We start from the raw sequence: 13437 nt of genomic DNA on the forward strand, positions 1-13437 counted from the left end.
CCCTGCAGAGTTATCCACAGTTTTCAAATTTTTGGGTTTACGGGGAAGAACGCCCTGCAGTTGTTTTAATGGACGTTGAATTTAGAACCAAGAAGAGATAATATGAGAGAGATGATGGAGGAAAAACAAAAAGATGAAAAAATTATCTCGGTTTCTAATTATATCAAAATTTTAAATCAGGGATTGAGGGAATTCACCGGAAAAATAATCGGAGAAGTAAGCGAAGTAAAATTCGGCCCCTCCGGCCATGTTTATTTTTCCCTGAAAGATGAAGGGGATAAAAGCGTCATCAGCTGTATAATTTGGAGATACAAATACCAACTCTACGGAATTGAATTAAGGGAAGGATTGAAAATTATCGCTTCCGGCCATCCTGAAATATACGCGCCGACAGGAAGAATTTCTTTTCTGGCTGAAGTGATTGAGCATGCCGGAGAAGGGGAGCTGAAAAAAGAATATGAAAGATTAAAAAAGAAACTTAGCGAAGAGGGCCTTTTCGCCGAGGAAAAGAAAAGGAAAATTCCCGCTTACATCCAGAGAATCGGAATGATAACATCCTTAAACGGAGCGGTAATCGCGGATTTTTCCAATAATCTGGGGAAATTCGGCTTTAAAGTCAAAATGATTGATTCCCGCGTTGAGGGACAGACGGCTGCGGCTGAAATTTTATCTTCAATCAGAACATTCAAAAAACAAAACATTGAGGCTTTGGTTATTATGCGCGGAGGAGGTTCTTTAGAGTCAATGCTGGCCTTTAATAATGAACTGTTGGTCAGAGAGGTAGCAAACTTTCCTGTTCCGGTTATTGTCGCCATCGGCCACCACAAAGACGTTCCTCTTATGGCCTTAGTGGCTGATATTGCGGTTTCTACGCCTAGTATCGCCACTACAATGCTTACGGAATCATGGAAACAAGCGTCCCTGTTGCTGGAAAGGCATGAAAGAAACATAATCAGTAAATATAGCGATTTCATTTTTGAAAAATACAAAAAAATTGAGAATGGGCTAAAAATCTCTCTTGGAAATTTTAAAAACGCCTTGTTAAATGTTAGAATTGGCTTAGGAAGTTCGCTTGATAAATCTTTAGCGGGATTCAGCTCTTTGCTTTTAAGAACCAGCCAACAATTGACGCAGGCGGAAAAAATTATCGGACTTAATGATCCTGAACGACAATTAATGCTCGGCTACAGTATCACCAGATGCAATAATAAAATCGTCAGAAGTATAAAAAATGTTAAAATAGGGGAGGGCATAGATGTTCAAGTCTCTGACGGGAAAATCAACTCACAAATAATTAACATAGCCAAGTAGCAAGTAGTAAGTATTAAGCAGCAAGGTTAACACTCGCCGCTTAATACTTAATACTAAATACTTGATACTGATCATGGTGGAAAAAAATACTGACACAAAAAATTTGAATAACAATCTTAAAAAACTCTCGGAAATTACCGAGTGGTTTGACAATCAGGGGGAGATTGATGTTGAGGAAGGATTAAAAAAGGTAAAAGAAGCCGTAGCGCTTATTAAAATAAGCAAAGAAAGGCTCAAAGCCGTTGAAAATGAATTTGAGGAAATTAAAAAAGACATATCCGCCGAAGAAACAAACAAATAATCAATCAAAAAATATGGGAAATTTAGAAAAAATAGGGGTAATGGAGAAAATAATTAAACAAGAGAAGCCGGCTACTGAAGTTGAAAAATTAAGGTAGCTTTTGCGCGATCCGCGTAAAAACAATTACGATAATAAAGATTTTTCAAAGACAGAAATACCTTCTCTCCGCGAAACAATTAAACAAAAAGAGGGTAATTTAGAGATGTTAAGAAGGAGAGCAGAAACATTGAAAGAATTAGAGGAAAGAGAACTTTCAATTTTAGATGAAGAATTAAAGGGGGTGAAAACACGTTTGAAAATGCTCTTCGGATTTCAGGAAGAAAAAGTGGTGAATACAGAAAAAGAAATTGAGGAAATTTCTAAGTTAATAGAAAAAACTAGAGAGGAAGTAAATATCCTTGAGCGAGAATTACCGAAAATCCTTGAGGTATATTATGAAAAAATAGAGACATTCCCTCTTTCAAACAAAGAAAAAAGGGAGCTGTTGAAGCCGGAAGCATTGGCCGAAATTTCAACCGAAGAATATATAGCTCTGTGGCGCAAATTAAATCCGCATTTCCTAACCCACATCACAAGACAGGGATTCAGAGATCACGTTGTTTGGAGTAGCCACAGTCTTGGCTTTAAAGATTTTCATAATGGATTTGAGGAAATTTTAAAACTTGATAAATCGCTTTTCCCGCCGATAGCCGTAGAAGGATTAATTTCCAGAGACAAGGAAACGATTAAAAAATTTTTAGAGAATCAGGGGGTGATGCAAGCGAAAAACGAAGAAGAAGCGAAGAAAAAGTTAAGCGATAAACTTAATTTTCATATGGCAGTGGCTCCAAAATATGCTGACAAAACCGCTGTCCACTTTGGAGCTCAAATAGTGGAAAATGGACATTACGGCGGAGAAGAAGATAATGAAATTTTCTTTGTTTTCCCCTCTGATGTTCTTGCCTCTCAATATAAATTTAATTTCAATGGAGAAAAAAAGGATTTTGGATCCCTCCAGCATGAAACGGGGTGGAATGATGTTTTTGTTTGGCCATCTGATTTAAACAACCCCGGTATTTTATTAGACGCAGGCATAGTTTTTTTACCAGAAAACACACTTGTTGATTCTGAAACAGGGTCAAGATATCATTCTGAAAAAAAGATTATTGATGGCGAGGAAACAAGAACAATGATTAAGGATGAAAAATTAATCAATGCTTTTTGCGATTGGGCGGCGGAACTCAACGAAAAATCTCCCGTCGTGGAGGCTTACAAGGAATATAAAAAATCAAGTCATTCTAATTGGAAAGAAATACAAAGAAATTTTTTAATAATTCTTGAAAAAGATTTGGGGGAAATTGGTTTTTGCAAAGAAGCAATCGCGAGTATAGAAGATTCTATCGCAAGAAATGGCCACAATGTCTTTGAAAAAACAGGAGAACTTTATGGAATCAAATACGCAAATTTTAGAGAAGCAATGGAAAAACTTTTGATGGATAATTATTCTCATTGTCCGGGATTTAAACTGGCCGAAAAGCCCATAAGAGCAAAAGAGTATTGGGAAAATTATTTCAGCAAAAACCCGAAATTAAAACCCAAACATATAGTTTATTATAACGGAGATCCTACTGAAGCAGTTAAGGATTTTCAAAAAGAAAATAATTTTAATAAGCAGGCTGATGCTTCTGAAAAAGAAGGGAAATTGTTGGGATTTGATGATAATCATGTCTATCTAAATGAAGCACAAAATATAGACCTTAAAAACCCTAAAAATCCTGACAGCTTAACTAATTTAAATAAAAAACTAGGATACGACGAGCTTGTAAAAACAGCCCACGAAATAATAAAAGAACATTACGAAGAAAAATAAAAAATAAAACTAAAAAAATATGACGGAATTAAAACAAATTTTTAAGTGCGCGATTTGCGGAAATATCGTTGAGGTTTTGCATAGCGGGAAAGGGGAGTTAGTCTGTTGCGGACAACCAATGGGTCTTTTGGCGGAAAAAACAGAGGATGTCGGCCAAGAGAAGCACCTACCGATTATAGAAAAATCAGAAACAGGCGTTAAGATAAAAATCGGCTCAATTCCTCACCCGATGGAGCAGGAACATTATATAGAATGGATAGAAGTAATCGCCGGCCCCAATACCTATAGAAAATTTCTAAGCCCCGGGACTCAAGCGGAAGCTGAATTTAAGATTGAGGCAGATAAAATTGAAGCCATGGAGAAAATTGAAGTTATGGGGAAGATTAAGGTCAGAGCCTATTGCAATATTCACGGCCTCTGGAAAACTTTATAGTAAAAATAAAATATATAGAAATACCCAAAACTCTTGACAAACAACATAAATATGTATATAATTTAAACATAAAATAAAAATTTGCCGTTTAAAAATTTTGAAATGAATAGGTAATTTTTGCGGGGCATAAAAGTATAAAATAAAAAATGGAACTACTGAAGAAAATAATTAATCCGGGGAAAACAGCTGTTCTGGTGATTGATATCCAGAAAGATTATTGCTCTCCCGAAGGAAAAATAGCAGAGGTCAGGAAATTTGACATGAGCCCGATTGAAAAAATTATCGGTCCATTGAAAAATTTTCTGGAAAAAGCGCGAGAAGCCAATGTCCCGATAATTTTTACAAGAATGATTGAGAATACGGCTGACATGGAAGAAAATGCCAAAATAAAAAGAGTGGCTGACGGAAATCCCCTCGAGTTATGTGTCCCGGGAACAGATGGTTTTGAGTACTATAAAATCAGGCCCGAAAAAGGAGATTTTGAAATCATTAAGAAATCCTACGACGCTTTCTCTAATGAAGAATTGGAGAAAATATTGAAAAAGATAAGGGCGGAGAACATAATCCTCTGTGGCGTTTATACTTCGGTTTGTGTAGACACAACGTTAAGAACGGCTTACACAAAGGGCTACAATGTGATTGTTCCCAAGGACTTAGTAGCGATGCCAAAAGAACGATGGGACCAACACGAAGCCACGCTCAAGATTTGGGACATCATATTCGCCCACTTAGCGGATTCTAGGGAAATAATCAGCGTTTGGAATGGACGGAGAGGTATCTAATGCCTTCCTTTTTTATTAGTTGAATAAATTTGACTTAGGTGTTTCTTAAGGTGGCGTTTTTTGGTAGAATTGATGGCGGAAACCAAAAGAAATGAAAATGAAAAAAATAAGTTGTGTTTTATTTAAATTGTTGTTATATTAAAATTATCAATAGCTTATTAATGATTTATCAATAACTTTTTATCTTTTCAAATTTAAATCTATGGACAACAACGAAGGACTGATTAAAAAAACCGATATTCAAAAGATAGCGGAGGAGGGATCTAAAATATACGACCAAATAAAAATTAATTACGACCCTAAAGAAATAGGCAAATTTTTGGCGATTGATATTGACAGCAAGGATGCATATCTCGGTGGCACAAGCGCCGAGGCTCTTGAATTGGCAAGACAAAATCATCCCAATAAAGTTTTTTATGTAATAAAAATAGGTTTTGATGTTGCCGAAACAATGGCGAAAACATTTACCGACGGCTTTAAATAATTCATAAAATGATTAACGGCGTATTTGTAGAAAACATCCCTTTAATAAAAGTTGTTGTTGCTTGGGGACAATCAGTGCAGACACCTTTTGTCATTTTAGATACCGGCTTCACCGGTGACTTACAGGTAACGCCTAAGATAGCAGTAGAGCTTGGCCTTCAGATTGTCGGCGTTACTAAAACACAAATTGCCAACGGCGATGTCATTGAGGTTCCTGTAGCTCTTGCGATTGCGGCAATGGAAGGAGCGATAAACCGCATCCAAGTTTTGATATCTGAAAGTATGCCGTTGGTCGGCATCAGCTTCCTTTCTAAATTTGGATATAAGGCAAGCGTAGATTGTAAATATAAAATCATGACGTTGGAGAGAGTGATATGATAAACTCAAATTATGAAAAAAGGGATTTTGGCATTTTTTGATATTTCAAAAGCAGAAGAAGAATTTTCTAAATTCGCCTGCAAAAGCTGTCAAACAATGAGAAGGTCTCCGGACCCGCTTGAAGGGGGAGTCAGGCCTAATTTTTCTTGCGACACCCATAAAATAATAAATTCTCTGGCTTACGCCAGATATATCGGCAAAACGCAGGTTTTTGCGCTTTTTGGAAGCGACCATATTTCCAGAAGAATCCTGCACGTCCAGCTTGTCTCAAAAATAGGCCGACTGATTGGGAGACACTTAAAACTCAATCAGGATTTGATTGAAGCTATTGCTTTAGGCCACGACATAGGCCACGTTCCCTATGGCCACGATGGCGAAGAAATTTTGAATAAAATATGCCAAGAAAATAAGATAGGATATTTTTGCCATAACGCCCAGAGCGTAAAATTCCTTGAAGAAATAGAAAATGACGGCAAGGGACTTAATTTATCGCTTCAGGTCCTAGATGGAATTTTATGCCACCACGGCACAAAATTAGAAGAAAGAGAAAACGGAAAAATGCTATTTTCTGTTTATAGCCCGGAACGTAAAAAAACATTTCAACAATTCAGGGAAGAATACAAAAACTCTTTTGAGAGAAAAGATTTTATTAAAACAATTTCGCCGATGACGCTTGAAGGGTGCGTTATGAAAGTTTCCGATTTCATCGCTTATCTGGGAAGAGACATGGAGGACGCCATAATATTAAAGATAATAAGAAGAGAGGAAATTCCCTTATTTATCAAAAAACACTGGGAAATACGAATTTCAAAATAACCGATCCCCTTATTTCCGACTTGATAAAAAACGGCTATGACAAGGATTACCTATTTTTCAGCGAAAATATTTTTAAAGCAATAAGGGAGCTGATGATTTTTAATTATGAAAAAATTTACCGCAACCCCAGACTAAATATTGAACAGCCGAAGGTTGAGAAATCTTTTTACTCTTTATTCGGGAAATATCTGGACGACTTAAAAAGAAATAACAAAGAGTCAAATATTTTTAAACACTACTTAAACGATATCAAAAACAGGGAATACAGGAAGAAATATGAAGACGAAAGAATAGTTATTGATTACCTTGCCTCAATGACTGACAGGTATTTCAATAGCCAGTACAAGGAATTATTTTTCCCGAGAAATTACGCTATTCCGACAAAATACCAAAATCAACCATAGAATTATAGTCCCCTAAATTACAATTAAAAATTATGGAGAAAAAGAAAAACGCAAAAGACATTAAACTTATTTGTTTTGATGTTGATGATACCTTGGTTGGGGGCAGTTCTTGGCAGATAATAACAGAAGGACTTGGCTGTTCCCGAGAAAGGGCGGTTTTTATTTACGAAAAAGCCAAAAGAGGAGAAATTTCTTTCAGGGAAGCAGAAAAAGATTTTGTTAAAATGTGGAAAGAAAGTGGAAATGCTAATAAAAAATTTATTAGAAAAATAGCCGATGAGAGAAAAATTAGGGCAGGCGCCGAGGAATTGGTTTCCTGTCTAAAGAAAAAAAGATACTTGATGTATCTCATTTCCGGTTCCATTGATATTCTTATTGAATCAGTCGCTGAAAAGCTTAAGTTTGATGGATTTTACGCCAATTCGCATTTTGAGTTTGATGAAAAAGGAATTCTCTCAAAGATTTTTTACAGAGAAAATCAGGGAAAAAATAAAACTGGAACAGCTCAAGGAATTATCCAAAAAAATCGGCATCGCCATGGAGGAAATTATTTTTGTCGGGGATAGCGAGAACGACATTGATGTTTTCAAAACTACGGGCAAAGGAATTATTGTCCCGGGTTTTGATGGAAAATTCAACGAAGAATTGAGAAAGGTTTCATGGAAACAAGCCAGCTCCCTCTCCAAAATCCACCAATTTATCTAAATTTTCCCCAAAAAGATTTTTTAAAAAAGGGAATGTGGTATATATAAATATATGGCAATAGATTGGACAAAAATATACAAAAAATATAAAGGGCTTTGGATTGCGCTCAAGGATGACGAAAAGACTGTTATAGCAAGCGGAAAAACCGCCAAACAAGTTTTCTTTGACGCTCAGAAAAAGGGTTATCAAAAGCCAATTCTCGCTCACATTCCCAAAAAACTTGTTGAATACGTTGGTTTTGGCTTATGAAATTCAGCTACAAAAAATATGGGACTAGGGCCGTGCGTCCGGTAATACCCGTTGAACTTTCATATAAAGACCGCTCTATTTCTTACGAGGTTCTCGTGGATTCGGGGGCGGATTTTTGTATTTTTGACGCTCAAATAGGGGAGTTATTGGGCATTGAAATTAAAGACGGGAAAAAGGAAGAGGTGGCGGGCATAACCGGAGTCATTCAGCCGTATTACGTTCACGACATAATAATAAAAATCGGCGGATGGCCTTACGAAATTAAAGCCGGTTTTCTTCCGAACATTGCCCAGCTCAGCTATGGAGTGGTTGGACAAATTGGCTTCTTTGATATTTTTATCGTCAGATTTGATTTGTTGAAAGGAGAAATTGATTTAAACCGTAGAAATTTTTCTAAAAAGTAAAAAATAAATCAAAGACAAAATAAAGATATGAAGATTTTGATAATTGGGGCAGATAGTTATGTCGGCGCGAGAATATATTTAGAATTGCAGAAAAAATACGAAACCGCGGGAACATATTATTCCGATAAAACTATCCGACCGTTTCTTGTATTTAGACATAACTCAAGAAGCAGAGGTGTCCAAGTTAATCGGCGAGCAACGGCCGGAAATCATTATTCATGTCGCGAACAACGCCGATGCCAGATGGTGCGAAGCGAATCCGGAAAAAGCCATAAAATTAAATCAAAAAGCGACAGAATATATCGTAAGCGCCACAAACTCAATTAATGCGAAGCTCATATATATTTCTTCATTTGAAGCAATCCGGCCCATGAATGTTTACGCGAATACCAAAAAAGAATCGGAAAAAATAATTGCAAAAACTAAAGAAGGTTACTTGATACTGCGTCCGTCGGTAATTTTATGGTTTAGCCCTAACACGACAAACGACAGGCCGTTTAGCAGATTATTAAAAAATTTAGATCAAGGAACGCCGGCTGTTTACGATACTTCGCGGAAATTTCAGCCAAGTTATTTGGGACACATTTGCGAAGTCATAGATGTTTCAATCCAAAAAAAATTATGGAATGAAATCATACTTGTTGCTGTTGAAGATTTGAAATCCAGATATGACACCGCTAAAGATATACTGGCTCCTTTCGGAATAACCGTAGAGGTAGCAGATAAGCACGACACATTGCCTGTCGTCAAAGAAGATTTATCAAAATTGAAAAAATTAAACCTCCCTGCTTATTCTTACGATCGAATGATTCAAAAAATAATAGACGAAATAAAACACCGAGAACTTTTTCAGTTATAATTACAATTTTCCCGCCCGCAGATGTTCCCGCCCGTAGATGTCCGACATCTACATAACTACACAATCTAAATATAAATAAATGAGCTAAGCTCCTTAAAAATTGGTCCAAAATTTGAAAAAAGGGGAATTTGTGTTATTATTCTTTTATGGAAATTAGAAACATAGCTATCATTGCTCACGTTGACCATGGCAAGACTGCCTTAACCGATTCCTTGATGCGTCAAACAGGAGCATTCAAAGAAGGAGTCTCTATGGACACAAACGCGCTTGAACAAGAGCGCGGTATTACAATTTACGCAAAAAATGCCTCTGTTTATTATAAGGGGACAAAAATCAATATCATTGACACTCCCGGCCACGCTGACTTCGGCTCTGAAGTGGAAAGAGTTTTACGTTCTATAGATTGCGTACTTCTGGTTGTTGATGCTCAAGAAGGTCCGATGCCACAGACCCGTTTTGTTTTGAAAAAATCTCTTGAATTAGGATTAAAACCGATTGTCGTCATCAACAAAATAGACAAACAGGCCGCTGACCCGGCAAGATGCGAAGAGCAGGTTCTGGAACTCTTCCTTGAACTGGGAGCCAATGACGAACAGGCTAATTTTCCGTTTATCTACGCTATCGGCCGAGACGGCATCGCCAAAAAAAATCTCGCTGACGATTCCAAAAATCTGACCCCTCTCCTTGATCTGATACTTGAAAAAGTTCCGGCGGCATCCTCACCTGAACTGGAGAAAAAAACGCTCATGCTTCAGCCTTTTAATCTCGGCTACGACAATTTCATGGGACGATTAGCCATAGGCAGAATCTATGAAGGAACCGCCTCTGTCGGAAAAAATGTTTTCGTCAAAAAACCGGACGGAGAAACACGAGCGGGAAAACTGACGAAAATATTTTCCTTTGAAGGACTGGAAAGAAAAGAAATAAATGAAGCAGTCGCCGGCGATATTGTTATGGTTGCCGGGTTGCCTGATATTTATATCGGAGAAACAATAACAACAGACCCTGAAGCAAAACCATTGCCGGCCATCACCATTGATGAACCAACAATATCTCTTAATTTTCTGGTTAATAATTCTCCTTTTGCCGGACGGGAAGGCCAATTCGTAACCTCGCGTGAACTGCGCGATTATTTAAGAAGGGAATTGGAAGTTAACGTCGGCTTAAGGGTTGATTTTGAATCTCCTGAAAGCTTTAAGGTTTTCGGAAGGGGAGAACTCCACATTGAAATCTTGCTTGAAAACATGCGCCGAGCCGGCTATGAAGTCCAGGTTTCCCAACCGCAAGTTATCATCAAAGAAGAAAACGGAAAGAAACTGGAACCGTTTGAGGAAGTGATTGTCGATGTTCCCAGCGAATATAAGGGCTCTGTTATTGAACGGCTGGGAAATCGCAGTTTTGTTTTGATGGATTTGACTGACAATATAGAAACCGTCCGCCTGACCCTTGAAGGTCCGACGCGAGGACTATTGGGGTATAAAAATCAATTCATCATAGACACAAAAGGAAACGGCATCCTTTCTTCACGCGTTTTAGGCTTTAGGCCTTACGCCGGAGAAATACGCAAGCGCAATGTCGGCTCTATGGCCTCCATGGCTGACGGAAAAGCCCTTAGCTACGCGCTTTGGTGCCTACAAGAAAGAGGAGTGCTCTACATTGGTCCGGGAACACAAGTTTATACCGGAATGGTAATAGGAAACACATCTAAGGGCGAAGAAATGGCTGTTAACCCAACCAAGGGGAAACATTTAACCAATGTTCGAGCTGCTTACTCCGACGACGCCATCAATCTCGTTCCGCCTATGGAATTAACCATTGAAAGAGGGCTTGAGGTTATGACTGAAGACGAATATCTGGAAGTTACCCCTAAGAATGTCCGGCTCCGCAAACAATTTCTCACCAAGCAAGATCGCGCTAAGATAAAAAGACAATCAGAGTAAAAATATGATCAAGGATAGGAAAAAAATCGCTGTGGCGATGTCAGGCGGAGTTGACAGCTCTGTCGCGGTCGCTCTTCTTCAAAAAAGTGGCTACAATGTGATGGGGGTCTTTATGAAACTCTGGAAAGAGCCACAATGCGACTCTCCGGCCGAATCTCGAGCGAGGGAAACGGCTAAACTTCTTAAAATTCCTTTCCACGTCATCAATCTCAAAAAAGAATTCAAGAAAAAAATAGTTGACTCTTTTTTAAAAGAATACAAAGCCGGCAGAACTCCCAACCCTTGCGTCCATTGCAACAAGGAAATAAAATTCGGCCTGCTTTTGGACAAAACGCGGACTCTCGGCGCTGATTTTCTGGCCACAGGACACTATGTCCGCCTCGGGCGGGAAATCCCAAACATAAAATACAAATTGTTGAAGGGAAGGGATGGAGAGAAAGACCAGAGCTATTTTCTTTGGCGTTTAAATCAAAAACAATTGAAGCATGTTTTATTTCCTGTCGGCGATTATACAAAGACAGAGGTAAGGAAAATGGCTAAAGAATTAAAACTGCCGACGGCAGAAACTCCGGAATCGCAGGAGATTTGTTTTATCCATGACCCCGCCGTAGCGGGATCCCGCAAGCTGCGGGAAAAAACAGAAGATTTTTTAAAGCGCTATATTAAGCCGAGGCCGGGAGATATTATTGATGAAAAAGGAGAATTCTTAGGCAGGCCTGCCTGCAACGCTTTACAAGCGAAGCGTAGCAATGCGGGCAGGCATCAGGGTCTTTGTCTTTATACTATCGGGCAAAGAAAGGGGATCAGGCTTTCCGGCGGACCTTATTTCGTCATAGATAAAAATATTAAAAAAAATCTCCTCATTGTTTCTAAAAACGAAAAGGATTTAAATAGGAGGGAGATCATTGTTAAAAATGTAAACTGGATTTCCGGTAAAGAACCGAAACTGCCCTTAAAAATAGAGTTGAAGATAAGATACAGAAGTAAGCCGGTCAAGGCCATTATTTCAAAGTTCCAAGTTTCAAATTATAGGTTACAAGTTGATAAATCCCAGCGCGCTGTTACCCCCGGCCAATCCGCCGTCTTCTACCTGAAAAACGAACTTCTCGGTGGCGGAACAATCGAGTAATTTTGAAAAAATTGAAAAAAATGCTAATGTCTGCTTATCAGTCGTAATTTATAATTTAGGTTTGGAATTTAAAATTTAAAATTTATTTGGAATTTGGAATTTGGATTTTGAAATTTATTTTGAATTCAGCAATTCAAATATATGTGCATTGGAGTCCCGGGAAAAGTCATCTTAATAAAAGGGGATACGGCTAAGATTGAGCAGAACGGCCACTCTCACTGGGTGAACGTTTCTTCTTTGACCGAAAAGGTTAAAAAAGGGGATTATCTGCTCACTTACCAAGACGTAGCCATAAACAAAGTTTCGGCAAAACAAGCCAAAGAAGTTTTGAAATTACACAACAAATAATATGCTCACAGTAAAAGACAAAGGAATTTTATTGGTTTTGGCGACAGCTTTCATTTCCGGTTTTTCTATTTTTATAAACAAATTCGGAGTGAGCGTTATAAATCCCTATATTTTCACCGGCCTAAAAAACACACTAGTGGCGGTTTTTCTTTTTTCCCTGCTTTTGGCTCTCGGAAAAATGAAGGAATTAAGAAAGCTGGAGAAAAGAGATTGGCTGGCCCTGTCCTTTATCGGTCTGATCGGCGGATGTATTCCTTTTCTGCTTTTCTTTAAGGGTCTTTCTTTGACTAATGCCACTCAAGCCGCTTTCATTCATAAGGAAATGTTTCTTTTTATCGCTGTTTTCGCCTTCTTTCTTTTAAGAGAAAGAATTGAGAAGAAATTTATCATCGGCGCGCTTTTACTTCTTCTGGGGAATGTTTTTCTTAACAAGGCCTACTCTTTTAATTTTGATGATTTAGGAATCGGGGCTCTCTTTATCCTGTTGGCGACATTATTTTGGTCTTTGGAAAGCGTTATTTCCAAAAAAATCCTTGAAAGACTGTCTTCCAACATTGTTGCTTTCGGGAGAATGTTTTTTGGTTCGCTTTTGATAATGGTTTTCTTGGTTGTTACCGGACAAATAAATCTTCTGGCTGGAATAACAACTGTCCAAATCGGCTGGGTATTAATTACGAGCGTTTTCCTTCTCGGCTATACCGTTACTTGGTACGCCGGACTTAAAAATATCCCCGCTCACTTAGCTGCCTCAATCCTTGTTCTGGGCGCGCCGATCACGAGCTTGATTTCTTTGCTGTCCGGCGGTTCTCTGAAGATTGAAGACTTAGCCGGCGTTATCTTAATAATTCTCGGGGTAATTGTTGCAATCGGAATGGAAAGATTTTTACGAATCAATAATAGGACGGCGCTTAATACTTAATAATTAATACTTGATACTTTTTCGTTATGCGCGGATTAAAAATGGCCGGCGCTTACAGTTACCCGCCTTGCCGATTGGGTTTCTGTGGCCAGAAAATTAAAGAATCCGGAAGAGTTCTGGGAGGTTT

Annotated in this window: 16 protein-coding genes and 1 pseudogene; all 17 read left to right on the forward strand. The window is 38.3% G+C overall.

The annotated features are described in order from the left end of the window. The first annotated feature begins 102 nt into the window (after positions 1-102). The 17 genes and pseudogenes from xseA (at position 103) to COS96_03055 (ending at position 13310) form a co-directional block, all read left to right on the forward strand. Positions 103-1311 carry an exodeoxyribonuclease VII large subunit gene (xseA, locus tag COS96_02975; protein PIU43675.1) on the forward strand — a complete coding sequence of 403 codons (1209 nt, stop codon included), beginning with the start codon at positions 103-105 and terminating at the stop codon, positions 1309-1311. A 73-nt stretch (positions 1312-1384) separates the two neighbouring features. Beyond that, positions 1385-1612, forward strand: a complete 228-nt coding sequence (locus COS96_02980; protein ID PIU43676.1) for a hypothetical protein — start codon at positions 1385-1387, stop codon at positions 1610-1612. 100 nt (positions 1613-1712) lie between these two features. Continuing rightward, complete coding sequence (locus COS96_02985; protein ID PIU43677.1) at positions 1713-3461, forward strand: hypothetical protein; 1749 nt, start codon at positions 1713-1715, stop codon at positions 3459-3461. Positions 3462-3480: 19 nt separating this feature from the next. Next, the gene (locus tag COS96_02990; GenBank protein PIU43678.1) at positions 3481-3894 is read left to right on the forward strand and encodes a desulfoferrodoxin; all 414 of its coding nucleotides are present in this window, start codon (positions 3481-3483) and stop codon (positions 3892-3894) included. A gap of 146 nt (positions 3895-4040) precedes the next feature. Continuing rightward, on the forward strand, positions 4041-4676 hold the full coding sequence (locus COS96_02995; GenBank protein ID PIU43679.1) for a hypothetical protein: 636 nt from the start codon (positions 4041-4043) through the stop codon (positions 4674-4676). 202 nt (positions 4677-4878) lie between these two features. Beyond that, positions 4879-5160: a hypothetical protein gene (locus tag COS96_03000; protein PIU43680.1), complete on the forward strand. Its 282-nt coding sequence runs from the start codon at positions 4879-4881 to the stop codon at positions 5158-5160. 8 nt (positions 5161-5168) lie between these two features. Continuing rightward, positions 5169-5537, forward strand: coding sequence for a hypothetical protein (locus COS96_03005; protein PIU43681.1), 369 nt, complete (start codon positions 5169-5171; stop codon positions 5535-5537). Between the two features lie 12 nt (positions 5538-5549). Beyond that, positions 5550-6757: pseudogene (locus COS96_03010) on the forward strand (phosphohydrolase). Positions 6758-6789: 32 nt separating this feature from the next. Beyond that, positions 6790-7323, forward strand: coding sequence for a hypothetical protein (locus COS96_03015; protein PIU43682.1), 534 nt, complete (start codon positions 6790-6792; stop codon positions 7321-7323). Beyond that, on the forward strand, positions 7163-7462 hold the full coding sequence (locus COS96_03020) for a hypothetical protein (GenBank protein ID PIU43683.1): 300 nt from the start codon (positions 7163-7165) through the stop codon (positions 7460-7462). The genes COS96_03015 and COS96_03020 overlap by 161 nt, the downstream gene beginning before the upstream one ends. A gap of 51 nt (positions 7463-7513) precedes the next feature. Next, a complete protein-coding gene (locus COS96_03025; protein ID PIU43684.1) occupies positions 7514-7711 on the forward strand; it encodes a hypothetical protein in 198 nt (65 codons plus the stop codon). Then, positions 7708-8115, forward strand: coding sequence for a hypothetical protein (locus COS96_03030; GenBank protein PIU43685.1), 408 nt, complete (start codon positions 7708-7710; stop codon positions 8113-8115). The genes COS96_03025 and COS96_03030 overlap by 4 nt, the downstream gene beginning before the upstream one ends. A 115-nt stretch (positions 8116-8230) precedes the next feature. After that, positions 8231-8974, forward strand: coding sequence for a hypothetical protein (locus COS96_03035; GenBank protein ID PIU43686.1), 744 nt, complete (start codon positions 8231-8233; stop codon positions 8972-8974). A 146-nt stretch (positions 8975-9120) separates the two neighbouring features. Beyond that, on the forward strand, positions 9121-10914 hold the full coding sequence (typA, locus tag COS96_03040) for a translational GTPase TypA (GenBank protein PIU43687.1): 1794 nt from the start codon (positions 9121-9123) through the stop codon (positions 10912-10914). 4 nt (positions 10915-10918) lie between these two features. Continuing rightward, on the forward strand, positions 10919-12043 hold the full coding sequence (locus COS96_03045) for a tRNA 2-thiouridine(34) synthase MnmA (protein ID PIU43688.1): 1125 nt from the start codon (positions 10919-10921) through the stop codon (positions 12041-12043). A gap of 141 nt (positions 12044-12184) precedes the next feature. Then, positions 12185-12391 (forward strand): HypC/HybG/HupF family hydrogenase formation chaperone, encoded by a 207-nt coding sequence (hypC, locus tag COS96_03050; protein ID PIU43689.1) that lies wholly within the window; start codon positions 12185-12187, stop codon positions 12389-12391. Position 12392: 1 nt separating this feature from the next. After that, positions 12393-13310 (forward strand): hypothetical protein, encoded by a 918-nt coding sequence (locus COS96_03055; GenBank protein PIU43690.1) that lies wholly within the window; start codon positions 12393-12395, stop codon positions 13308-13310. The last annotated feature ends 127 nt before the right edge of the window (positions 13311-13437 follow it).

The organism is Candidatus Nealsonbacteria bacterium CG07_land_8_20_14_0_80_39_13 (assembly GCA_002779355.1).
Classification (GTDB): domain Bacteria; phylum Patescibacteriota; class Minisyncoccia; order Minisyncoccales.